Source organism: Planctobacterium sp. R6 (genome assembly GCF_055755215.1).
In genome coordinates this window covers 32771-56242 of record NZ_JBVTQY010000011.1, presented here as the reverse complement: position 1 = coordinate 56242, position 23472 = coordinate 32771, and the positions used below count along the sequence as shown (strand labels likewise).

20 protein-coding genes are annotated in these 23472 nt (G+C 46.9%); 9 read left to right on the top strand and 11 right to left on the bottom strand.

The features are described 5' to 3' along the window. Positions 1–37 precede the first annotated feature (37 nt). The 4 genes from efp (at position 38) to AC0J20_RS09345 (ending at position 4860) form a co-directional block, all read left to right on the top strand. Positions 38–607, top strand: a complete 570-nt coding sequence (gene efp, locus AC0J20_RS09360; protein ID WP_229530852.1) for an elongation factor P — start codon at positions 38–40, stop codon at positions 605–607. 75 nt (positions 608–682) lie between these two features. Continuing rightward, on the top strand, positions 683–1648 hold the full coding sequence (gene epmA / locus AC0J20_RS09355) for an elongation factor P--(R)-beta-lysine ligase (protein WP_229530851.1): 966 nt from the start codon (positions 683–685) through the stop codon (positions 1646–1648). A 174-nt stretch (positions 1649–1822) separates the two neighbouring features. After that, positions 1823–3820 carry an ATP-binding protein gene (locus AC0J20_RS09350; protein WP_473021469.1) on the top strand — a complete coding sequence of 666 codons (1998 nt, stop codon included), beginning with the start codon at positions 1823–1825 and terminating at the stop codon, positions 3818–3820. Then, positions 3817–4860, top strand: a complete 1044-nt coding sequence (locus tag AC0J20_RS09345) for a response regulator (RefSeq protein WP_473021468.1) — start codon at positions 3817–3819, stop codon at positions 4858–4860. The genes AC0J20_RS09350 and AC0J20_RS09345 overlap by 4 nt, the downstream gene beginning before the upstream one ends. A gap of 118 nt (positions 4861–4978) precedes the next feature. On the opposite strand, the gene AC0J20_RS09340 is transcribed toward AC0J20_RS09345, so the two are convergent. The 6 genes from AC0J20_RS09340 to hutC all read right to left on the bottom strand — a co-directional run bounded on the left by AC0J20_RS09340 (position 4979) and on the right by hutC (position 12384). After that, complete coding sequence (locus AC0J20_RS09340) at positions 4979–6793, bottom strand: NACHT domain-containing protein (protein ID WP_473021467.1); 1815 nt, start codon at positions 6791–6793, stop codon at positions 4979–4981. Between the two features lie 161 nt (positions 6794–6954). Further along, positions 6955–7197: a hypothetical protein gene (locus AC0J20_RS09335; protein WP_473021466.1), complete on the bottom strand. Its 243-nt coding sequence runs from the start codon at positions 7195–7197 to the stop codon at positions 6955–6957. 316 nt (positions 7198–7513) lie between these two features. Then, positions 7514–8314, bottom strand: coding sequence for an alpha/beta fold hydrolase (locus tag AC0J20_RS09330; protein WP_473021465.1), 801 nt, complete (start codon positions 8312–8314; stop codon positions 7514–7516). A 147-nt stretch (positions 8315–8461) separates the two neighbouring features. Next, positions 8462–9967, bottom strand: a complete 1506-nt coding sequence (hutH, locus tag AC0J20_RS09325) for a histidine ammonia-lyase (RefSeq protein ID WP_473021464.1) — start codon at positions 9965–9967, stop codon at positions 8462–8464. Positions 9968–9976: 9 nt separating this feature from the next. After that, the gene (hutU, locus tag AC0J20_RS09320; protein ID WP_473021463.1) at positions 9977–11647 is read right to left on the bottom strand and encodes a urocanate hydratase; all 1671 of its coding nucleotides are present in this window, start codon (positions 11645–11647) and stop codon (positions 9977–9979) included. 32 nt (positions 11648–11679) lie between these two features. Then, the gene (hutC, locus tag AC0J20_RS09315) at positions 11680–12384 is read right to left on the bottom strand and encodes a histidine utilization repressor (protein WP_473021462.1); all 705 of its coding nucleotides are present in this window, start codon (positions 12382–12384) and stop codon (positions 11680–11682) included. An 89-nt stretch (positions 12385–12473) separates the two neighbouring features. Here hutC and hutI point away from each other — a divergent pair, with 89 nt between their 5' ends. Further along, the gene (gene hutI / locus AC0J20_RS09310) at positions 12474–13724 is read left to right on the top strand and encodes an imidazolonepropionase (RefSeq protein ID WP_229530844.1); all 1251 of its coding nucleotides are present in this window, start codon (positions 12474–12476) and stop codon (positions 13722–13724) included. Here hutI and AC0J20_RS09305 read toward each other — a convergent pair. Continuing rightward, positions 13721–14881 (bottom strand): GGDEF domain-containing protein, encoded by a 1161-nt coding sequence (locus tag AC0J20_RS09305; protein ID WP_229530843.1) that lies wholly within the window; start codon positions 14879–14881, stop codon positions 13721–13723. The two genes, hutI and AC0J20_RS09305, sit on opposite strands and share 4 nt — an antisense overlap. 168 nt (positions 14882–15049) lie before the next feature. Between AC0J20_RS09305 and AC0J20_RS09300 the strand changes: the two genes are divergently transcribed. From AC0J20_RS09300 to AC0J20_RS09285, 4 genes are all read left to right on the top strand, one after another. Beyond that, positions 15050–15955: a diguanylate cyclase gene (locus tag AC0J20_RS09300; protein ID WP_473021461.1), complete on the top strand. Its 906-nt coding sequence runs from the start codon at positions 15050–15052 to the stop codon at positions 15953–15955. A gap of 99 nt (positions 15956–16054) precedes the next feature. After that, positions 16055–16411: an ArsR/SmtB family transcription factor gene (locus AC0J20_RS09295; protein WP_229530841.1), complete on the top strand. Its 357-nt coding sequence runs from the start codon at positions 16055–16057 to the stop codon at positions 16409–16411. Then, entirely contained in the window at positions 16408–16983 is a 576-nt protein-coding gene (locus AC0J20_RS09290; protein WP_473021460.1) for an SRPBCC domain-containing protein, read from the top strand. Before AC0J20_RS09295 ends, AC0J20_RS09290 begins: the two co-directional genes overlap by 4 nt. Further along, positions 16983–17537, top strand: a complete 555-nt coding sequence (locus AC0J20_RS09285; RefSeq protein ID WP_473021459.1) for a DUF5655 domain-containing protein — start codon at positions 16983–16985, stop codon at positions 17535–17537. Before AC0J20_RS09290 ends, AC0J20_RS09285 begins: the two co-directional genes overlap by 1 nt. A 68-nt stretch (positions 17538–17605) precedes the next feature. On the opposite strand, the gene AC0J20_RS09280 is transcribed toward AC0J20_RS09285, so the two are convergent. The 4 genes from AC0J20_RS09280 to AC0J20_RS09265 form a co-directional block, all read right to left on the bottom strand. Beyond that, positions 17606–18079 carry an EF-hand domain-containing protein gene (locus AC0J20_RS09280; protein WP_229530838.1) on the bottom strand — a complete coding sequence of 158 codons (474 nt, stop codon included), beginning with the start codon at positions 18077–18079 and terminating at the stop codon, positions 17606–17608. A gap of 196 nt (positions 18080–18275) precedes the next feature. Further along, positions 18276–18632, bottom strand: a complete 357-nt coding sequence (locus AC0J20_RS09275; protein WP_229530837.1) for a DUF1428 domain-containing protein — start codon at positions 18630–18632, stop codon at positions 18276–18278. Between the two features lie 109 nt (positions 18633–18741). Continuing rightward, positions 18742–20838 carry a PocR ligand-binding domain-containing protein gene (locus AC0J20_RS09270; RefSeq protein WP_473021458.1) on the bottom strand — a complete coding sequence of 699 codons (2097 nt, stop codon included), beginning with the start codon at positions 20836–20838 and terminating at the stop codon, positions 18742–18744. A gap of 268 nt (positions 20839–21106) precedes the next feature. Further along, the gene (locus AC0J20_RS09265) at positions 21107–23458 is read right to left on the bottom strand and encodes a TonB-dependent receptor (RefSeq protein ID WP_473021457.1); all 2352 of its coding nucleotides are present in this window, start codon (positions 23456–23458) and stop codon (positions 21107–21109) included. Between the last annotated feature and the right edge of the window lie 14 nt (positions 23459–23472).

The following is a 23472-nucleotide window of genomic DNA, read 5'->3' as shown; positions in this document are numbered from 1 at the left end:
CTACCCAATATAAATTAAAAGAATTTGAGAGGAATTTATGGCTAATTACAGCACGAATGAATTCAAATCGGGCCTAAAAATAATGCTCGACGGCGAACCTTGCAACATTTTAGAGAATGAATTTGTAAAACCAGGTAAGGGACAGGCCTTTAACCGCGTAAAAATTCGCAAACTGATCTCCGGCAAAGTACTGGAAAAAACCTTTCGCTCCGGTGAGTCGGTTGAAGGCGCGGATGTTATGGATCACGATCTGGCCTACCTGTACAGCGATGGTGAATTTTGGCACTTCATGAATAATGAAAGCTTTGAACAGCTGGCAGCAGACCAAAAAGCCGTGGGAGATTCAGTTAAGTGGTTAGTCGAAAATGACGTTTGCACACTTACCTTGTGGAATGGCTCACCGATTGCCGTTACGCCCCCCAATTTTGTTGAACTGGAAATCACTGAAACCGATCCAGGTCTGAAAGGCGATACAGCGGGCACCGGCGGTAAACCAGCGACACTGAGCACCGGCGCGGTGGTACGTGTACCTCTGTTTGTACAAACCGGCGAAGTGATCAAAGTAGACACCCGTACCGGTGAATATGTAAACCGCGTACAAAAATAAGCGATTTGTTTATTTACAAAGCCCACTGATAGTTATCAGTGGGCTTTTTTGTTAGTTATTACTGAGTAATACCCCATGAACTGGAAACCTGGCGCGGACTTAGCCACCTTACAGGCACGAGCTAAGTTACTTGCAGATATCCGTGCTTTTTTTGCCGAACGCAAGGTGCTGGAAGTGGAAACACCGCTGATGGCCTCCGCCGGTGTTACGGACCCACATCTGGTGAACTTTACCACACAACTGCATCAACCAGGGTCGCAGCAAGCACGTACTCTGTACCTGCAAACCTCGCCAGAATATGCCATGAAACGCCTTTTGTGCGCTGGTAGTGGTTGTATTTATCAGATTTGTAAAGCCTTCAGAAACGAAGAGCAAGGCCGCTTTCACAACCCCGAATTTACCATGCTGGAATGGTACCGGGTGGGTTTTGATCATTGGCAATTGATGCGGGAAATGCAGGATTTATTGCAACCCATATTGGCTTGCGATGAATTTGAGCAACTTTCCTATCAACAGGCATTTCAGCACTATCTGGGGTTTGACCCACTGTCGGACTCAGATGAACAACTCAGGGAGTTGTGCATCGAACAGGGCTATGAGAACTTTGCAGACAGCATGACATCTCGCGATACCCAGTTGCAGTTGCTGTTCAGTCACCTGATTGAGCCGCAAATTGGCCAAACCAGCCCCTGTTTTATTTATCACTTCCCGGCATCACAAGCAGCGCTGGCACAAATATCAGGCCAGGATCCCCGGGTAGCCGAGCGCTTTGAACTCTATTACAAAGGCATTGAGTTAGCCAATGGCTTCCATGAGTTGCAGTCGGCAGATGAGCAAGAAAAACGTTTTGCACAGGACAATCAGGAGCGCCTGGAGATGGGAATAGATGCCGCAAAAACTGACTCACATTTTCTTGCCGCGCTTAACTCCGGGTTGCCAGACTGTGCCGGTGTGGCATTGGGTCTGGATCGTTTGTTGATGCTCATTCAGGCGCATTCAGATATCGATAACGTACTGAGTTTTAGCCACAGCCGGGCCTGACTCCCGACGAAGTAAAGTGCACAGGCCGCCCTTAAACTTAAGTCGTAAACAGGCAAAAAAGCCGGGACGTTTTAGCAAAAATCCGCTATTAATTAAGGATACGCAAGCCAATTTAACGACAAATTAATGAGCTCATCAAACCAGCCAACTCTTGAGAGCCGATTGCAGAGGCGGTTGACCCGAGAGAAAAACGCCCGCAAAGAAGCAGAAAAGCTGCTGGAAGAAAAGAGCCTGCAGTTGTATGCCCTCAATAAAGAGTTAGAGCAATTTGCTGAAAAGCTGGAACAACAGGTCCTGGATCGAACACAGGCGCTGGAAGTGGCAACACATAAAGCCGAGCAGGCCAACGAAGCTAAGTCGAAATTTCTTGCCAATATGAGCCACGAGCTTCGCACACCACTCAATGGCATTTTAGGGATGATTTCCCTGACCCTGAAATCCACTCTCAACAACGAACAAAATAAATACCTGACTCTGGCACAATCCAGTGTCCATTCGTTGCTTGCAGTAATCAACGACATTCTGGATTTTTCCAAAATAGAGGCCGGTAAAATTGCTCTGGAAACTCACGAGTTTGATATTCGCACTCTGGTTGAAGAAATAGCCCTTATTCACAGTAAAGTAGCGGCTGAAAAAAACCTTGAATTACATTGCGACACCACAGAATTAAAGGGCACTTTAGTGATCGGTGATGCCCTCAGGTTTCGCCAGATCATTGATAACCTGGTAAATAATGCCATTAAGTTCACGGAACAAGGCGAGATCCAGATAATCCTGAGTTCAGACATCATCGCCGGGCACAATCACATTACCTGCAAAATAATCGATACCGGGCCAGGTATTCCACCAGACCAGCAACATTTGCTGTTTAAATCCTTTACCCAACTGGATGGTACAACTACCCGAACCCACGGCGGTACAGGATTGGGCTTATCAATTGCGCAACGACTATGCCGACTAATGCAGGGCAAAGTGTCAGTGTCCAGTGAGCCAGGCAAAGGCAGCCAGTTCAGTGTCAAATTAAGCCTGCCACTACCCACTGACTATCGTGAAACTGACCTTCTAAAACCTATCGCATCCGGCAAACGCGCACTCATTCTAGCCCCGGATAACACAGACAGGGCAATATTGCGCAAAATCCTGGAAAAACTGGGACTCAATGTCACCTGTAGCCAGGATATCGCCGACGCAGTGCAAATCCTGACGCAACAACCGGCCCAACCGCCGGACTTTCTATTTGTTGATGTCGGCTTTAAACAGTCATTAAAATCGCTGTGGCCCATACCTGAACAGGTCAGACCCGTGGTTGTCAGCCCGGTTGCCAGTGCGGTCAATACCACAGACTTCGGACTACCTGAAAACTACAGCAGCCTGGAAAAACCTTATAGCTTAAACGAGGTTATCGCCTGCCTTTGTGGTGCTTTAGACAGGGAAACAGGTCAGAATCAACAGCAAATTACGGAAAGCCGAAAAACGCAGTTTGAACATTTCACCGTGCTATTAGTGGAAGATGACATCATAAATCAACAGGTGGCAAAAGGACTGTTGGACCTGATCGGCGCAAAATCCATTCTGGCGGAAAGTGGTCAACTGGCTTTAGACCTGCTGAGCCAGTCAGGAGACAAGGTGGATATGATCCTGATGGATTGCCAGATGCCGCTTATGGATGGCTTTGAAACCACAGAAAGGATCCGCCAGGGTGAAGCGGGCGAACATTGCCGCAACCTGCCTGTTATCGCCCTGACAGCCAATGTGATGGAAAACGACAAACAAATGTGCCTACAGGCGGGTATGAACGCGCACTTAAGTAAACCTATCGCCTATGCGGATCTTAAAGCCACATTAAAGCACTGGTTATTGCAAGCTCCGTCAGCAAAATTAGCATCAGTGTCAGCTGTAAAACCCTTAACAACAGATATCGATAAAGGACAATTTGAAAACCTTACAAAACACCTGAATACCCTTCAGGCGCTGCTGGAAAGTTACGATACCCAATCCGGCGCATTGCTGGAGCAAATAATTCGATTGGTCAATGAACCCAGGATCAACAACACGCTGGCCCATATCAAAACACTGACCAACAAATACCAATATGAAGACGCCGCCAAACTGGTGGCAAATTTACGGCCAGAATTAACAGCGCTTGCCAAAAGTGCCGAAGGTGAATTATGACAACGGAATTCCCCAAACAAACCATTTTGATCGTGGATGATCATCAACAAAATATCGATGTACTCAGCAATATACTGGGCAACGAATATGCTCTAAAAGTGGCCACCAACGGTGAAACCGCGCTAAAAATCGCGCATCGATTTACCCCTAACCTGATTTTACTTGATGTCATGATGCCCAAAATGGATGGTTTCGAAGTCTGTAAACGCCTCAAAGCGCATTCGGATACTGCACACATTCCTATCATTTTTGTGACTGCGCTGTCCGATACCATCAATGAAGAAAGAGGTATTGCGTTAGGCGCTGTAGATTACATTTCTAAACCGGTGGTGCCCTCCATTGTACAAATCAGAGTGAAAACACATCTGCAACTGGCGGATCAATACAGAGCCGCCCAGGAATTGGTGGAAGCCAAAACAGCCGAGCTGGAAGCCAGCCAGAAAAGTGCCATCTTTATGCTCAGCAAAGCTGGACATTTTAATGACAATGATACCGGTTTACATATCTGGCGAATGGCGGCCTACGCCTGCGCCCTGGCAAAAAAAGTGAACTGGCATGTTGACGACGTAAAACTACTGGAACTGGCAGCGCCAATGCACGACACCGGAAAAATAGGTATCGCCGATGAAATTTTAAAAGCACCGCGCCGCCTCACCGATGAAGAAATGACTATCATGCGCACTCATTCTGTTATCGGTCATCAAATCTTAAGTAAAAGCGACACACCGTTATTTCAGATGGCCGCTGAGATCGCCCTACGTCACCACGAAAAGTGGGACGGCAGCGGCTATCCCGATGGATTACGCGGGGACGAGATACCCCAGTCAGCCTTGATTGTCGCTATTGCCGATGTTTTTGACGCCCTGACCATGGTGCGCCCTTACAAAAAAGCCTGGCCTGACGATGAAGCCTTTGCCTTTATCCGTGAACAAAGCGGCAGCCATTTTTGCCCGGCGTTAGTGGATGCCTTTTTCAGTATCAAAGAGGAAATTTTAGCACTTAAACAGTACTGGAATGACAAAGAGCAAAATGCCGGTTGATGAGATTATGTGAGCGATTAGCTTATAAGTGCCGTCAGAGTTTTATAAAATTAACATAAGTTTCAGTAAAACTGACCTTATTGCTTTTTTAACACCGCTTTGTTATGCAATTATACTTCTATCCGGATCTTGGCTTCTTGTTCAACAACGCTTTTAGGCTTTTCCCCTTAATTGTATACTTTGTATCCAACTCATTTTGAAGTAGTTGAAGAAATTTGAGTTTCCTTCTGCAATAAATAGGAATCCCGGTTTCTTCTAACCAACCCGAGTCATCTGGAAGGTCTGACAACGCAACGGTCCTATCATTTTCAAGTCGGCAATGTTGTGCTAGTAAAGCAGTTTCTCTTTTCCCATTAGCTTCCCGTTCCTCTTCCGTCAGTTCATTCTCGCCAAAAACTGTTTTTACTTGCTCACGATAAATCCTTGCTAACAAAGACGAAAAATAACCTTCTCGTTTGCGCTCTGAGAACTGAAGAGCGATTCCGTCATCATGGGCTGTTAGGGCGTCATAGAATATATTCAAAATCTGAACTGTTCCCCCCTGAGCATCAGCTGACTTACACCGCGGAATTAACTCATTAAGCTTTGGCAAGACCCAATTCATTTCAATCTGTTCTCGATTAAGTTCAAATAGCATTTCAATGACATAGTCCCTGAAATATTCTTGAACCATTGAGTCCAAAACACTTGAAAAATCGATAGATTGTGACCTTGAAATGAAGTACGCAGAAAAATATTCTTGAAAAGATCTGTGAGTAAAGGTGTATACGTTACCATCTTTTTGAATTATACAAACAGATTTGACAAGGTCGTTGAAAAACTTTTGAGATTCAGTTTTCACTGACTCAAGCGCAATGGCTTGATCTATATAGTTAAGCAGCTCATGAAAAGTGAAACTTATTTTCCTATCAGAGTAGGTGAGTATGCAAAATGCTGCGAACAATCGTTTAAAATCATCTATGGGCAGCCCCGTGTATGACTTGCGCTTATACAACGATTTCAACGCGTCATGTTTATGAAACAGCGTATCAAAGGCTTGCTCATAAAAAATATGTATTTTTTCGGGGATTTCCGCAAGCTGCTCATAAGTTAAAAGCATCATGGTCAATAACAGCGGATTAGACAAAAAATCCTCATGACGGTCATATAGACCAGAAGCCAACTCTTGAATAAATTTATTCTTAACTGTAGTGTCATAGTCTATGCGACTAATCAAATCAGTGGCTTGCTCTTTGCTCAATGGAAGAGCACGATAAACATGAAACTGCTCCCAAGAGGAAAAGCACTCATCGGGGCGACTCGAAACCACAATGTTAGTGTCCGGATACTTTCGAGATATCTCTAAAATTTCTTTCTCGTAAACCTCCCTACTTGAGAAGTCTATTTCGTCAAATCCATCCAACAACAACATTATCTTCCCTTGCTTTAACGCATAATGAAGTTGCTCAGAGGAAAGATTCTCATCCAATTCAGTGATCGATTTATGGATGTAACTTTGGATAGTAATTTCATCATCAAGAGACTCAACCAATCTAAGCTCAACTAAGACTGGAGCAATTCCAAGTTGGTTTTCAACCAAATCAAGAAACAATCGGCGCATTAGTACAGACTTGCCTGAGCCAGCAGTCCCTACCACAATGTTTCTCTTTGATGCTATGAACTTTTGAAGGATAGCGTTTCCAGAAATTTTTTCCTTACTTAGCTGGAAATCCGAAGATACGTAATGTTCTCTTAGAGCGACTGGCCGATCACGGTATAAAAGAGTTTTGATTTTTGAGTATCGAGCATAAGAACTCTTTAAGTATTTATTGAATGCCAGCTCTAGGGTAACTAATGATTTCTTATACTGAGCAGAGCCGACGTCATACATTTTAACCAAAATCGGCTTAGAAATATTCTTGACGAGTTCGGTGATCAATTTATCCAAATTCATTGCTATGTTTCCTTAATCCTATCCTAATCCGAACACCTAGCCACATGAACTGCAACATATTGATGCAATTACCTGATAGGTATACAATCCAAGAATGTATATAAACTAAACTTTCGCGAATAAAGTTCATAACGAATTTATGAGTCAGGTGTAGCGACTTTTTAAAGGTCACTCAAACGAGAAAGCCCAATCATATCACTTAAATCAGAACTGCTTAGCCATTCTGCTTGGTATGTTTTAATACCTAAATTGTTAGTAAAAGATCGAGTTTTATATTGGCCTGTTTTTAAAGTAGCCCCATTATCAACCTTTTCCATTCCTAGAGAAGTCATTTTCTTCTCTATCTCCAGAAGCTTTTCCTTACTTAAATCCTTTACATTTTGTAAATAGTTCATTTCATTCATTTATTTATTACCTTCAAGCATGATTATTTCAAACAATTATCTACCGAAACAAAAGATTACTTTTTAAAAGTAAAATGCATCAAACAAGATATATGAGTTATTGTGAAGTCTAAAATAAATTTCACAAATAACCACCCGCAATTGTGTTCAAAGTCGAGACAAATCCAGTCCTTTCGCGAGATAAACCAAAAGCGCAGAGAAAACCTGAAAATTGGCAGCAGGGATGTATTTGCAGGCCTGACTTGAACATGGACAAAGTGAATGCCGATTCCAACTTCAACAATGATAAAGAATATTTGGGCAGCTTAATTTCAGATTACTGGTTATTGTAAAAATCCAGCATAGCGTCAGCCACTTCTTCCCCTTTCTCAATGGCAGCACTATGGCCAGCATCAGGAATAATCGACAACCTGGCGCCAGGTATCACCTCCGCCATGCGTTTTGAACAATTTAAAGGCGTCAGTGCGTCCTTTTCTCCCACGATAACCGCCACCGGCAAGGTCAGCTGCGATAACGACGACAACACATCATCCCGGTTAAAAATCGCCTTGCCAAAAGCCAGCATGGCTTTTTTATTTTGTGCCGTGACCACAGATTTCCAGTAGCCCACGGTCTTTTTGTTCGCAGGATTTTTAACGTATCGACGGTGAAACATCATGCACAACACCTGCCCGATAACCGGCCACCAGCCAAGATGCTGAACGGTTTTCAGTAGCAATTTATTTTTCTTCAGGGCTTTTTTGGGCTCACCTTCAGCAGAGGTACTCATTAATACCAAAGAGCGCAACAGATCCGGTCGCTGCAATGCCAGGCGCATCCCGACAAATCCGCCGGTAGACATTCCGACAAAATGCACCGGCCCCAGCTTGAGTTCATCCAGCAAGGCGATGGCATCTTTAACCAGATTATCCAACTCATAGCCTGCGGCAGTCACTTCGCTTTGTCCATGTCCACGGTGTTCGAAGGATATACAGCGAAAGCGTTCTTTTAGGCGCTCTACCTGTCCGTTAAACATCGAATGATTCATTAAATAACCATGGGAAAAAACCAGCGTTTCCTCCCCTTTCCCGGTGTCCGTGTAAAAAAGCTCTGCACCATTAACGATGAGTGTCGGCATAACAAGACCGTGATAAGTGGGTGAATAATGTTCAGAATAACTAACATCCAGCGCTATGGATAGCCTGCTGTGGTTAAATTAAATACACAGAGAATAAAAAAGGCCATGATTGCGACAATCACAGCCCTTTTTCAGCACACTCGCAGATTAACGGATTAACCCGTTGAAGCCACCCGACTGAATGATGTCCTGCGCTTTGGCGATATCCGGCGAGAAATAGCGGTCGTGGTCGTAAAATGGCACCTGGGCCCGCACTATGGCGTAAGCCATTTCCAGTTTTTCTGAGGTTTTGTGAGGACGTCTGAAGTCGATGCCCTGAGCCGCAGCCAGTAGTTCCACAGCAACGATACCACGGCTGTTTTCAGCCATATCCATCAAACGACGTGCCGCAAAAGTGGCCATAGAGACGTGATCTTCCTGATTAGCTGAAGTTGGCAAACTATCTACCGATGCCGGATGCGCCAGGGTTTTGTTTTCCGAGGCCAGCGCTGCCGCTGTCACCTGCGCCAACATAAAGCCGGAATTAACACCGCCGTTATTGACCAGAAACGGGGGCAAACCACTGAGGTTTTTGTCAATCAGCAACGCGGTACGTCTCTCAGATAAGGCACCGATTTCAGCAATCACCAACGCCAGGTTATCCGCTGCGAACGCCACAGGCTCTGCGTGGAAGTTACCACCGGAGATAATATCTTCGTTAAATACCAGGGGGTTATCGGTAACGCCGTTGGCTTCGGTGGCCAGAATATTTGCAGCATGTTGCATCTGATCCCAGCAGGCACCCATCACTTGCGGCTGACAACGCAGAGAATAAGGATCTTGTACTTTGTCGCATTCCAGATGAGACTCACCGATTTCAGAAGTCTCTGTCAGCAACGCACGGAACATCTCAGCTACGCGGATCTGTCCTTTTTGACCACGCGCCTCGTGGATGCGGGCATCAAAAGGTACGCGACTCCCCACAGCAGCTTCGACGCTCATGGCACCGGCAACGATGGCAGCGTTAAACAGGTTCTCTGCATGGAATAAGCCTTCCAGCGCCAGCGCGGTAGAAGCCTGGGTACCGTTCAGTAAGGCCAGGCCTTCTTTAGGAGCCAGATTAACCGCTTCCAGGCCAGCGATTTTCAGTCCTTCTTCACCAGAGATGATTTCACCTTTGTAGCGCACATGGCCTTCACCAATTAACGGCATACTCATATGGGCTAACGGCGCTAAGTCACCACTGGCACCGACAGAACCTTTTTTCGGCACACAGGGATACACTTCGGCACTAACCAACGCCATCAGCATTTCAATCACTTTCAGGCGAATCCCCGAAAAGCCCCGGGCCAGAGCGTTGATTTTCAGGGTCATCATCAGACGTACTGTGGAATCCTGCATTAACTCACCGGTACCTGCCGCATGAGACAAGACGATAGATTTTTGCAGCAGTTCCAGTTCTTCCGGTTTGATACGCGTGTTGGCTAGTAAACCAAACCCGGTATTAATACCGTACACTACCTGACCCGAAGCCAGTACCTTATTCACCTGATCCGAAGAGGCGGTAATGGCGGCTTGTACCGATGGGTCAAGGCTCAGTTTAACAGGGTTACACACCACATCACGCAGTTGTGCCAATGACAAACTGCCGGGTTGAATCATTAATTCGTTCATGGCTATTCCTTATTTATTACCGGTGGACAACATAGGCAAATCCAGACCATTTTCTTTGGCACAATTGATGGCGATATCGTAGCCAGCGTCTGCATGGCGCATCACGCCCGTAGCTGGATCATTCCACAATACGCGGCGCACTCGCTCACCGGCTTCTTCGCTACCATCACAAACAATGACAACACCGGAATGTTGTGAAAAGCCCATGCCCACACCACCACCGTGATGCAAACTCACCCAGGTAGCACCACCAGCAGTGCTCAACAGCGCATTGAGCAGAGGCCAATCGGATACTGCGTCTGAGCCATCCAGCATGGATTCGGTTTCGCGGTTAGGACTGGCCACTGAACCTGAGTCCAGATGGTCACGACCAATGACCACAGGCGCACTTAATTCACCGTTTTTCACCATTTCATTAAAGGCATTTGCAATGCGGGCGCGATCTTTCAGGCCAATCCAGCAAATACGTGCCGGTAAGCCCTGGAACTGAATGCGCTCTCTGGCCATATCCAGCCAGTTGTGCAGATGCGGGTTATCCGGGATAAGCTCTTTCACTTTGGCATCGGTTTTATAGATATCTTCTGGGTCACCACTCAGAGCTGCCCAGCGGAAAGGTCCAATGCCTTCACAAAATAGCGGACGGATATAAGCCGGTACAAAGCCAGGGAAATCAAAGGCGTTTTCCACCCCTTCTTCCAATGCCATCTGACGGATGTTATTGCCGTAATCCAGGGTTGCTGCACCACGCTCCTGCAAGTTCAGCATGGCCTGTACCTGAACCGCCATGGATTGCTTGGCGGCTTTAACTACCGCCGCTTCGTCTTTCTGGCGCATTTCAGCAGCCTGTTCCATCGTCCAGTTTTGCGGCAAATAACCGTTTAGCGGATCGTGAGCCGAAGTCTGGTCAGTGACCACATCCGGGGTAATACCTCTGTCCACCAGCTCAGCAAAGACATCGGCCGCGTTACCTAATAACCCCACTGAAACCGGGGTATCAGCATTGTTGATAATGTCTAAGGCTTCATCCAGTGAGGTGGCCTTTTTGTCTACATAACGGGTACGCAAACGGAAATCAATTCGGGTTTCGTCACACTCTACCGCGATCATAGAAAACCCGGCCATAGTGGCGGCTAAAGGCTGAGCGCCACCCATGCCACCTAAACCACCAGTAAGCACCCACTTACCTTTGGCTTCGCCGTTAAAGTGTTTACGGGCAACTGCACCAAAAGTTTCGTAGGTGCCCTGCACTATGCCCTGACTACCGATGTAGATCCAACTGCCCGCGGTCATCTGGCCGTACATCATCAGACCTTCTTTATCCAACTGATTAAAATGTTCCCAGTTGGCCCAATGGGGTACCAGGTTAGAGTTAGCGATCAGTACACGCGGGGCATTGCTGTGGGTTTTGAACACACCCACAGGCTTACCTGATTGCACCACCAGGGATTCGTCGTCTTCCAGGCGCTGTAACACTTCTACGATTTTATCAAAACACTCCCAGTTGCGGGCGGCACGACCAATGCCACCATAAACCACCAGATCTTCAGGGCGTTCTGCCACCTCCGGATCCAGGTTGTTCATCAACATGCGCATTGCCGCTTCGGTTAACCAGCTTTTGCAGCTTAACTCTGTGCCTTTAGGGGCGCGGATCACTCTTGTAGGGTCATGACGATTGTTCATTTTAATCACCTTTATAATGTCTGTTACCCGAATCAACCGAAGGTCAGGTGACTTCCTAACCGATAGCGGTCGCCGGGATGGGTCAATATGGCGTAACTCACCGAGGCCTTTTTAGACCAGGTTCGCCGGGTTACGCGTAAACTGGCGGTTCCTTCCTGAATAGCTAATAGTTTCTGTAACTCAGCATCCGGCACTATGGCTTCTACCAAATGCTCGGCTTCTGTCAGAGGTAAAATTTGGGTCAGATAATCGTGGGTGGTCTGGTGCTCAAAATCCTGCTGCAAATAATCCGGCGCGACTTTGGGATTCACGAAGCGCTCTTCCAGTTGCAAGATCTGCTGATTTTCCCAGTGCAACACCAGACTGCGATACACATCAGCACCGCTGGAAAGGCCAAGATTAGCGGCAACATTCGGTGTGGCCGGCACAGTGTGCAGCTGCAAACACTGCGCTTTGTGCTGATGTCCACGCTCCAGAATCTCATCGGCAATATTGCGAATAGCCAGCATAGAAGACTGACTTTTTAAGCTGGCCACATAAGAAGCGGCCCCCTGATTGCGCACGATAACGCCCTGATCAGACAACTCCTGCAAAGCACGTCTGGCAGTCATTCGGCTGACATTAAATTCCGCTGCCAGCATATTTTCTGAGGGCACAGGACTATACTCAGGCCAGTGGCCCGATTCGATATTGCGCAGCAGATGCTGCTTGATCTGTAGATATTTACTGACGGTCATCGTTTAATAAAGTGACACAGCAAACTTGTATATACAAGTAAAATTTCGCAAAATGTCACTCTAAAACTCAGCAACCTGGGGCAACCTGAATGAATTCAATAACTTCCGAAATCAATTCTGAGCAAGACAAGGTATTGCACAACCTTAATCTGGCCAGTTTGGAAAACGGTATTGCCGATGAGCAGCTCATTTATGAGGCTGCGGTAGTGATCAGCAGTGGCAAAATTTGCTGGCAAGGACCGATGAAGGAGTTGCCGAAGCCGTATCAACAACTGGAAAAAGTTGACTGTCACGGCCAATGGTTGCTGCCCGGACTGATAGACTGTCACACCCACCTGGTATTTGGTGGCGATCGCGCAGATGAATTTGAAAAACGCTTGCAGGGCGTCTCCTATGAGGAAATTGCCCGTGCCGGTGGTGGCATAATGAACACGGTGGGCGCTACCCGTGACGCTGATTTTGATCACCTCTACCAGCTTGCCCAAAAGCGCCTGCAGGCGATGCAGCAGCAGGGGGTTACCACCATTGAGATCAAATCGGGTTATGGTCTGAATACCGAAAGCGAATTAAAGATGCTACGAGTAGCCAGGAAACTAAAAGAAAACAGCCAGGCCAATATTCAGGCCACGTTTTTAGGGGCGCACGCCCTGCCCCCGGAGTTTAAAGACAACAGTGATGGTTACATTGATTTGGTGTGCAATGACATGTTACCCAAAGTAGCCCAGGAAAATCTGGCTGACGCCGCTGATGTGTTTTGTGAAGGTATTGGTTTTAATCTCGGTCAGAGCCACAAAGTGTTGTTTAAAGCTCAATCTCTGGGTTTGAAAGTGAAAGCCCATGTGGAGCAACTGAGTAATTTGGGTGGCAGTGAAATGGCTGCCGGTTTAAAGGCGCTTTCTGTGGATCACATTGAATATCTGGATGAACAAGGCGTTGCCGCCATTGCGCAAAGTGGTACGGTAGCCACACTGTTACCGGGTGCATTTTATTTCCTCAGAGAAACACAATGCCCGCCCATTGAATTATTGCGCCAACACAAGGTGCCAATAGCAATCGCTACCGATTTTAATCCTGGCTCATCCCCTATTGCGTCATTGCCGCTGATGCTGAATATGGCCTGTACTTTTTTCCGACTCACTCCGGAAGAAGCCTTGTTAGGCGTCACTAAACACGCCGCCGGCGCGCTGGGTCTGCAGGACAAAATTGGGACGATTAGTGTTGGTAAGCAGGCGGATCTGACTCTGTGGGATATTGGGCACCCAAGAGAACTGTGCTATTTCGCCGGATTGCACAAACCCAGCCAGGTTTGGTTTAAAGGTCAGCTATTGGGGCAAGTTTAAAGCGACAGCATCGACTGTCGCTTTTTGGCTGCGTACAGGCTTTTATCGGCACAGGCAATAATCTCATCCAGTCCCTGATTGGCCGTAACGTCACATATTCCATAGGATGCGCTGACAAATAAAGGGTAAGACAGGCCAGGCACGGGGGAAGCAGCACAGCGCTTATCAAAACGCTGCAAAAACTCCCGACACTGTTCCGGCTCACAATCCCACATCAGGATCACAAACTCATCACCGCCAATACGCCCGACAATATCGGATTTTCGGCAACTGGTGTTCAGCAAGTGGCTAAACCAGGTCAGTGCCCTGTCGCCAATGCTGTGGCCGTGTTTATCATTAATGGCTTTAAACTTATTTAAGTCCACCATCACCAGTACCAGTCCTTTGGTATCTACTCTGGCGGATTTTTCCAATGTAGTTTCATAGGCCTGCTCAAAGCCAAACCGGTTGTACAGACCTGTCAGATAATCGTGACGGGATTTTTCTGACAGCTCTTCGATCACATCCAGTAGCATCACCCCAAAAAAGCACACGCCTAACAGCACGTAGGCCAGCGGTGCCAAAAGCACCAGTAATTCAGCACTGCCGCCTGCGCCATTAAACAGACTGGTGGAAGGGTCGGTAATAAACACCGCCACGGTAACGAAATTGTGCAATGCGTAAACCAGAAACCCCAAAATAAGCAACCGGTCACCGTAGCGTGTTTTGCTGTAACGCAGAACACAGACTACGGTCATCATCGCCATGAGAGCACTAAAACCATGCATGGTGATGGAACGCAAACTGTAGTTATTGTCCACAAAAGTAAAACTGAATAAGAAAATTATCTGAATGGCAATCAGGGATAAAAACCATTGCCAGGCAAACGTCATGCGGTTGCGCAACCATACCCCAAAGGGCCACAGGTAAGTGGGCGCGCTGTAAATCAGGTTGTTGAAAAAGGTCAGATTTTTCCCAGGTAACTGACCATTGTATGCAAGGATAGCGGCCTGCAACCAGGCACTGCCGAGCAACAGGAATCCGGTGGCCCACCAGATAGCGGGTTGTTCATCGTAGATGTTATCGAACTTTTTTGCTGTCCGACTAATGAAATACAGCAATGACGCTGTAAAAAGGGCCATTATCGTGGGAACAACAAATAATATTCCGTCAATCAATATTCAATCCCTCGTTCACGGTACCAACAGGGGTTGGTATTACACTGTTAAATCTAGTTCAGGTGCCGGGGATTGCAAAAACAGAGCGGATTATCGCACCGCAGCGCTTATTGCAATCGATTGCATTTCATTGTAATTTAACGTTACGCAATGCTTTCGGATCGACCTATGAATTCACTCAGTCACATCACCGTGAGCGGTATAGTCAAGACGCTGCAGATCAATCTGGTGCGGTTATTATTCAGTAGTGGCTTATTGTTTTGCCTACCACTGCAGGCCCAGCAAAGCATAACCTACAGCATTACCGATAATCCTACGGAAGCACTCATTGTGGAACTGATGAAGTTAGGGTTTGAGCGAAGTCCACACACAGAAACACTGCAGTTCACAGCGAAACGTCTGAATATCAACGAAGCGCGCAAAATTCAGATGCTACATGACGGCCAGTTAGACGTTATCTGGACCGGCACCACCGCAGATTATGAACACAGTCTGTACCCCATCCGTATTCCGATTCTCAAAGGAATGTTGGGACATCGAATCTTTATTATTCGCACCGGAGAACAACAACGTTTTAGTCAGATAAGCAGTTTCGCACAGCTGCAACAAATTCCGCTGGGGCAAGGCAAGTTTTGGGGAGATACCAAAGTGTTAAAAAACGCCCGTATGGCGGTGGTCGACCCGGTAAAGTACGAAAGTCTGTTTCATATGCTCGAGGGCGGGCGTTTTGACTTTTTCCCCAGAGCATTGCACGAGCCCTGGTCTGAAGTGAGCAGTCGCCAGGAACTCAATTTAACCGTTGAGCAAAAACACCTGTTGATATACCCCTTTGCGCTCTACTTTTTTGTTGCCAAAGACAATCAGGCCTTAGGCCTGCAATTGTATCAGGGACTGATGAACGCCATTGAAGATGGCAGCTATGATGCGCTGTTTTACAACCATCCGGTGATCAAAGAAACCCTGTCCCGTTCTGCATTGGGACAACGCATGGTGCATCGCCTCGCAAACCCCAATATGTCCCCTGACACCCCGGTTAACGATGCCAGATTCTGGCTGGATATCGACAACCTGTAATATCAGTCAGTAATAAAAAGTAAGGTTTTTGCAGATAAAACTTGATCTACTTAAAAAGGTAACCTATAAGTTACCTATTAGTTGAAAACAGGATGTAGTATGTCGCCCGAATCAATGGATGCGGTGTTTCAGGCACTGGCCAATGAGAAACGTCGCAAGCTTCTGGATTTCATCAAGGAACACCCGGGTTGTCTGGTAAAAGATGTCTGTAAGGAATTTGATGTCACCCGGATCGCCGTGATGAAACATCTGACCGTGCTGGAAAAGGCGGATTTACTGATCACAGACAAACGCGGCAGAGACAAGCACCTGTATATCAACGTTGTGCCTATTCAGATGATACATAGCCGATGGACCACAGAATACAGCGCCCTCTGGGCTGGCAGAATGCTGGACATCAAATTTATGGCAGAGCAAAAGCAAGCCCAACCTGACAAAAAGCGAGAGCAAAAATGACCGATTCCACGCCCAAACCCGGTAAAATGCGTCAATCGATGTACAAAGTCTTTATCAACGCCAGTATTGACAAAGTGTGGTCTGAAATTGTCAATACCGACAGCCCCAGGTTATTTTTCTTTAACAGTCAGTGTGACACCCCGGGACTGGCGCCCGGTGCGCCTATGGCGATGCGCACACCGGATGGCAAATACACCAGTGTTATTGGCGAGGTTACCGAATTCGACCCGCCCTATCGCTATGCTCACACATTTAAATTTACCACTATGGATGATGCCTTCAGCAAGGTGACTTACGATCTCAAAGAGGTCAATGGCGATACTGAATTTACCTTAATCTCAGAAAATCCCGATGTGGCAGAGGTTTCCAAAACCGAAAAAACCATGCAGGACGGCAACAAGTTCATTTGCGAAAACCTCAAATCTCTGGTGGAAACCGGAAAACCGACTTTCTCAGGCCGTATGATTCTGCTTATTATCAAGCTAACTCAGGGCTTTACCCCGAAAGTAGCACTCAGTGAAAACTGGAGTTTCGACAAGATTACCGAACTACATAAAAAGGAGCAACACTAATGGCCAGCCCAGAACAACAAGCACTGAGCATGTTGCAAAACCTGCCGGAAAAAACCGGTAAGCCGTTAGCTGAATGGTTAGGGATCATCGCCACACAACAACTGGACAAACACGGTAAGATTGTCGGCTACCTGAAAACCGAACATCAGATAACGCATGGTTTTGCTAACCTGATCGCTCACGAATACCTCAATCAGGACAAAGCTGATGAGCCTGATCTGGTGGCGCAACAGTACAGCGGCGGTAAAGAAGGCTTATTGCCTATTTACGAGGCGCTCATTAGTGCCATTCAGAGCTTTGCTGCGGATTTGGAAATTGCGCCGAAAAAAGCCTATGTCAGCTTGCGACGGAATAAGCAGTTTGCCCTGATCCAGCCTTCCATTAAAACCCGACTGGATCTGGGAATAAATCTCAAAGGCACTGCAGCCACTGAGCGTCTGGAAAACGCCGGTAGTTTTAATGCCATGGTAAGCCACAGAGTCAGAATAACTGACAGCAAACAGATTGACGATGAGCTAATCAGATGGCTGAAAACGGCCTGGCAGAGTGCCTGAAGCCGGGTATTTGAAGCTCAAAACGCAGGAAAAACTCACCTACGAGTGTTTCCTGCGTTTTACTTTACTCAGGCATAAGTATTGATGGGAGGCATTTTCTCGTTAAGAATTTGCCAGGGCTGCTGATCAGCCAAGCCATTACCATTTTGCACCTGTTCAATAGCGGCTTTGAGATCCTGATCTTCGTCACTATCAGTATCCAGAGAGTCCAGCAGATTTTGAAAAGCACTGTTTTGTTGGTAGCCCATCCCCGTTAACCCACTGCCTGCGCCCATTGACTGAAACTGCGCCAGGCGTTGTTGCATTTTTTCTTGTGCTGCCAGTTGCTCTTCCTGCGACAACTCACCATCTCCGTCGGCGTCCATGCGCTCAAACATCTTATCCATATTGGATGGTGTATGTCCCACTTCTTCCATTGACTCCGTTAATTCGGCCTTTGACAAAGCGCCATTATTATCGGTGTCAGCTTGCTGCAGTTTTTCCTGCATTTTTTGCATCATGGCTTGAGGATCAACCCCTGAAGCGCCTGTAATTGAAGTCATCATTTTTCTCCTAACTTGCGAGTATTCGCGTCAAAGATTTTGCAAATGACAGACCAATCATGAAATTAAAATATTTATAGAATTCAAAGAGATATGTGTAAAGATAGGGTAAAGAAAACAATCGGGATAGAAACAGGCAAATGGCAGGTGTCAGTTGCCGGAAAACGGCAATGGTTTTCCGCAGCAACCGATGTTTTTAGTCTTCGACGATCATGGTAAATCCGCCGAATATCATGCGTTTTCCGTCAAAGGGCATAGCCTGCGGATCCCAGTCATTCATACGGGGATCTTCCATGGCCTTTTTCATGCCGCTGTCTCGCACTGCCTTTGACGGCCAGGTTACCCAGGAAAACACCACTGTTTCATCCTGCTGGCATTGCACAGCCATGGGAAACGAGGTGAGCTGTCCCTCGGGAACGTCATCACCCCAGCTTTCCACCACCTGAAGGGCGCCGTAATCTTTAAACACCCTGGCACTGAGCTGTGCCAATTCCATGTATGCCTGTTTGTTTTTGGTAGGCACAGCCAACACATAACCATCAACGTAACCCATTATTTTTCCTTTTTTTACTGTAAAAATTTCAAATCGGATAGTGACCATCATCGCCGGACCGAACTTTTATTTAACGGGAATGCGCACTACCAGGCCAGACCGTTCCACCTTAGTCTATCAATAAACGCGCTAATGTTTGATACAAAACAGACATATCGATAGGTTTCCCTATATGTTCGGTAAACCCTTCCTGTTGATAACGCCTGAGGTCATCTTTCATGACATTTGCCGTCAGTGCCACGATTTTAGTATCTGGGTCCAGGCCTTTGATCCGTTTGCAGGCGGCAATGCCATCCAGATTAGGCATTTGTATATCCATGAGAATAAGATGGGGTGAACAGCGTTGAAAGGCTTCGATAGCTTCAACACCATCATTGGCAAACACCAACTCAGCCTGAGTTTCTTCAAGCATTCTGGCCACGATACTCTGATTGATTTCATTGTCTTCGGCGATGACAATGGTTTTTCCTTTCAGAATTGGTGCCTTTCCCTGATAGCGGCCTGATGGCACTTTAATTTCATCGCCACCTTGTTCCAGAGGCAGCATAACTCTGAATTCAGATCCTTTGCCCTGCTCACTGGTGACGTATATTTGCCCGCCCATTAAATCAATAAGATTCTTTGCGATCGCCATACCAAGTCCGGTGCCCCCAAAACTGCGCGTGGTGGTAGAATCGGCCTGTTCAAAGCGTTCAAACAGGGCTTTGATGCCATTTTGGTCCATGCCAATCCCGGTGTCTTTCACCATAAACTCCAGCACTGTACGAGGACCCATTTGCACCTGACTGGCGAGAATTTCCACTTTCCCTTTGCTCGTGAACTTAACCGCATTGGAGGCCAGGTTTAACAGAATTTGCCGGATGCGCACTGGATCACCCCGCCAGTTGTCGGTAAACCCCCCGGCAATTTTGATATGCAGTTCCAGCAGTTTACTTTGGGTAACGGGATACAAATCTGAGCTGATGGATTCCACAATTTGTTTTATAGAAATCGGCACGTTTTCCAGTTCCAGTTTACCGGCTTCTATCTTTGAATAATCCAGAATATCGTTAATGATGGTCAGCAAGGTTCGGGCTGAATACAGGGATTTATCGATCAGATCTCTGTCACTATCATCTGTAACATTGCGCTCCAGTAACTGTAAGGCACCCAGAACGCCATTCATGGGGGTGCGAATTTCGTGACTCATATTCGCCAGAAAGGCGCTTTTGGAAATATTGGCCTGTTCCGCGCGTTTTTTAGCGGCATTGAGTTTCATTTCGTGCAATTTACTCAATGTTATATCTTGTACAATGGTCCAGATGCAGGCGGCTCCGGTAACTTCTACCGTTTTAACACCGTGCAATAACGCCGTTATGCCGGTGCCTCCCCGGGTTTTCAACCTCACTTCGACAGGTCCGAAAGTTTCTGAATTTTGCAACGCCTCAACAGTACGCGTCAGGGTTTCAGCACCAAAAGCAATAAAGTCGATCAGGCTGTATTCCGTCAGTTTATCTATGTCCAGCGCAACCAATTCAGTAAAAGCACTGTTTGCCAATACTATTCGCCCGGTGTTGGCATTACTTTTTGCGACACCTAAGGGTGCCACTGCAATAAAATCATTGAAGGAACTGGCCAATAACTCGTTTTGCCTGACCACCTTTTTGTTCATTTGACTGATTTTTTTATTCGCGATACCCAACTCAGCGATCATTTCTGCCAGGGTGGCTAAAAAAGTAAAATGACTTTCAATTTCTGTTTTTGAATAAACCGGTACCCGCGCAATCGCTTCGACGTAGCTGTCTTCATCAAACCCTACCTGCCTGGCCCGCTCTCTGAAAGTAGCTAAATCGGGTTTTTCGAAAAAAAACTGTCCGGTAAACAAATTGGCAACATGTTGATTTTCAATGACAACGGGGGTCGCCACATCCACCAGGCCATTTTTGCATTCGTACACATTGTATTTATGACCCTCAGCTAACTGGCCAGCAAGGGCAGTATCACTTTCCAGACAATTGGCGCAGGTGCGGGTATTTTGGCGATGAAATTTGGTACAGGAGTCTTGCCAGTTGGTGGCGATTAGCACATTGCCATCGAGGTCTAACAACGCCGTCACCATCCCCGTCGCTGAAGAATATAACTCCAGTAACTTGGTGAGCCTTGGAATGTCGATTAAATCCGACACCAGGTACTCCGGAGAGATCAGGTGTGCCGGGTCGATTTTCATATCAGTCAGTTGTCAAATGTCACTCATTTAAGCGTAGTCCAAAATGACAAATAAAAAAGCCCCAAACTCAATAGAGACGGGGCAAAGAGGTATATCATTAACAGGAAACAAATCAATTTAACATTCGGGTTATAATTCAACTCTGAGCCCGGTAATTTTATTTCAGCAATTACAAGACTGTGGAACAAAACACCCAAACCAGAGCAGAAACTAACCTGTAAATCTTGCGTACAACAATGAGGCCGGACTGATATCCGGCCTGGATACCTTAATAGAACTCGTAGCTGACACTGAAGGTGGCAGATCTGGGCATAATATAACGCCCATTAGGTGCCGTTGGGTTACGCGGATCGCCTTCGGTCAGGGCGTCCTCATCAGTGACATTTTGCATGGACAACTCAAACTTAAGCCCTTCCTCTGTGAGCAAGGTAAAGCCCAGATCCAGTTGCTCATAGCCTTCCAGTACAACGGTGTTTTCATTGTTGGCAAAACGGTCATCTACCAGAATCACGTTGGCATACACGGAAGCCATGTAGTTAGCGATTTCAAAATCGTAACTTGGCGTGGCGCGCAGTTGCCAACCGGGTTGACGTTGCGCTTCATTGCCCACCAGCTCCGGATTGGAATCACTCTTAGTGATCTCAGTTTCCTGTAGCGTTGCGTTCAGGGTCACAGAAAAACCATTGTCGTTAAACCAAACCGCATCCAATTCGACACCATAAGCTTCGGTAAAAAAGCGTTGTGAAGGGGCGCTGGGGAAAGGCGTTTGCGATGATTCACTTTCGTTGAAGAACGCGGTGGCGTAGAAATTATAGTTATTTCTCGCCAACTTATACCCCAACTCGAACTGACTGACGTCAAAGATCAAATTTGAGCCGGCTTCATAAGCACCATAGTTGTCACGAAAATCGTCAAAATAGGGCATTTTTGAACCTTCACTGGCTCGCAGGAAAACACCGCTGCTGTTCTCAAACTGATAGTTAACCCCTAAAGTCCAGGCGGTATCTGACTCATCGTATTGCACCACTTTATCAATCGAACCATCCAGACCTTCGTCTACAGAATACTCAATTTCGTGATTTTCGCGGCGAATACCGACATCCGCGCTTAGCTGCTCGGTAAATTGATAATCCAATGCAGCGTAAAAGGCGGTTGTTTTACCATCACCGGTGCTGTTGATATCATAGTTCCAGCCACCGTTATCGACACAGCTGTCCTGCATATCATTACACACGATACCGGTCAGGTTTTCACCGCCCTGCGCAATCACATGATAAGACTGATTTCCGATAGACCACCAGTCATTGGCAGAAAAGTCTGATGCGTACAAACCAAAAGACGCTTCGTAATTGTCGCCGACTTTGGTTAAAGCCAGATCATTGGTGAAAGCTTCGATTTCTTTGCGTACAACCCAACGGCCCACTTGTTGGATCAGGGTGCTGTCCGCATACTCAGTACCTGTGACCGCGCCGGTAACAGGCACCAGATTGCCATTCTCATCCTGATAACGCTCTGCGTTGTCTTCGCCTATCGCCACCAGTTCCGCAATGGTTTTAGGCGTACCATTGGGTACCAATCCTAACGTATCGGCATCGCCTTTGGTGAAAGCAAAGCGGTCAACGAAGGTCCAGCCATTGCCCAACTCCAAGTTCACCGAGCCACCGGTGATGGAGCCATCCCAGCCACGGCCTTCGCCAAAATCAAACGCTTCGCTGGTGCCGTCAGGTCCGTACTGAATACTCGCCTGTCGGTTTAACGTACCCAGTTGGGTGTACTCGTTATCCACACCATCCACCAGCGGTGTAGGCAAATACCAGGCACCGTGATCGTCAGTAACGCGGGTAAAGAAGTTTAGTTTGCCGTTGTCCAGCTCTTTGGTCAGATTAATAGTGAACTGTTGGCCTTTTTCAGAGTTGAAACCGGCATCGCGGATACCGGAACTCTGTTGCACATAACCACCAATCATATAGTAGAAGTCGTCAGCCAACGAACCGCTCAACACCCCATCAAGGCGTTGCAGATCGTAACTGGATGTCGTGTACTTGAGTAAGCCCTCAGTGGCATCGCTGCCTTCTTTTAACAAAAAGTTAGTGGTTAAACCTGGCTGACCATTGGAAACCACAGAGTTTGGCCCGCCGCGCAAGCCATCCATAAATGAAATGGTTTCATCCACGCGGAACAGCGTGGAATTCTCTAAAAAGGACAGCGTGGGTGGCTGATACACGGGTACACCCTGCAACTGAACAGTCAGAAAGGGGGCATCACCGGTACTTGGAAAGCCACGTACAAACACATTAGCGCCTGATACACCGCCAGAGCTTTCCGCCCAGATACCCGGGATCGCCTTAAATACGTCAGCGGTGGACTTAGGCACCAGCTTTTTAATGTCTTCGGCACTTAGTGAAGTAGTTGCAAAGCTACTGTCTACCTTGCGCACGGCTTTACCGCTGGCAGTACCGGTTACGATGATCTGTTCATACAGATCCGGTTTTTGGGCACCGTCATCAGGGGTTTCGGCTTCCTGTGCTGATACTGTGCTAAACATCGCCAGTGAAACCGCAGCGGCCAGTGCCGACTGTTTTAAATTTAACAAATTAGTGTGGGGTCGTGTGTTGCTCATTGTGTGTATATCCT

What these genes read in the sequence shown, in the direction of transcription:
- AC0J20_RS09340 (WP_473021467.1), bottom strand. Translation starts at nt 6,793, where the DNA reads ATGAATTTGGATAAATTGATCACCGAACTCGTCAAGAATATTTCTAAG.
- AC0J20_RS09275 (WP_229530837.1), bottom strand. Translation starts at nt 18,632, where the DNA reads ATGGGTTACGTTGATGGTTATGTGTTGGCTGTGCCTACCAAAAACAAA.
- hutU (WP_473021463.1), bottom strand. Translation starts at nt 11,647, where the DNA reads ATGAACAATCGTCATGACCCTACAAGAGTGATCCGCGCCCCTAAAGGC.
- hutI (WP_229530844.1), top strand. Translation starts at nt 12,474, where the DNA reads ATGAATTCAATAACTTCCGAAATCAATTCTGAGCAAGACAAGGTATTG.
- AC0J20_RS09345 (WP_473021468.1), top strand. Translation starts at nt 3,817, where the DNA reads ATGACAACGGAATTCCCCAAACAAACCATTTTGATCGTGGATGATCAT.
- AC0J20_RS09290 (WP_473021460.1), top strand. Translation starts at nt 16,408, where the DNA reads ATGACCGATTCCACGCCCAAACCCGGTAAAATGCGTCAATCGATGTAC.
- AC0J20_RS09270 (WP_473021458.1), bottom strand. Translation starts at nt 20,838, where the DNA reads ATGAAAATCGACCCGGCACACCTGATCTCTCCGGAGTACCTGGTGTCG.
- AC0J20_RS09280 (WP_229530838.1), bottom strand. Translation starts at nt 18,079, where the DNA reads ATGACTTCAATTACAGGCGCTTCAGGGGTTGATCCTCAAGCCATGATG.
- epmA (WP_229530851.1), top strand. Translation starts at nt 683, where the DNA reads ATGAACTGGAAACCTGGCGCGGACTTAGCCACCTTACAGGCACGAGCT.
- AC0J20_RS09265 (WP_473021457.1), bottom strand. Translation starts at nt 23,458, where the DNA reads ATGAGCAACACACGACCCCACACTAATTTGTTAAATTTAAAACAGTCG.
- AC0J20_RS09330 (WP_473021465.1), bottom strand. Translation starts at nt 8,314, where the DNA reads ATGCCGACACTCATCGTTAATGGTGCAGAGCTTTTTTACACGGACACC.
- AC0J20_RS09335 (WP_473021466.1), bottom strand. Translation starts at nt 7,197, where the DNA reads ATGAATGAAATGAACTATTTACAAAATGTAAAGGATTTAAGTAAGGAA.
- hutH (WP_473021464.1), bottom strand. Translation starts at nt 9,967, where the DNA reads ATGAACGAATTAATGATTCAACCCGGCAGTTTGTCATTGGCACAACTG.
- AC0J20_RS09285 (WP_473021459.1), top strand. Translation starts at nt 16,983, where the DNA reads ATGGCCAGCCCAGAACAACAAGCACTGAGCATGTTGCAAAACCTGCCG.
- efp (WP_229530852.1), top strand. Translation starts at nt 38, where the DNA reads ATGGCTAATTACAGCACGAATGAATTCAAATCGGGCCTAAAAATAATG.
- AC0J20_RS09295 (WP_229530841.1), top strand. Translation starts at nt 16,055, where the DNA reads ATGTCGCCCGAATCAATGGATGCGGTGTTTCAGGCACTGGCCAATGAG.
- hutC (WP_473021462.1), bottom strand. Translation starts at nt 12,384, where the DNA reads ATGACCGTCAGTAAATATCTACAGATCAAGCAGCATCTGCTGCGCAAT.
- AC0J20_RS09300 (WP_473021461.1), top strand. Translation starts at nt 15,050, where the DNA reads ATGAATTCACTCAGTCACATCACCGTGAGCGGTATAGTCAAGACGCTG.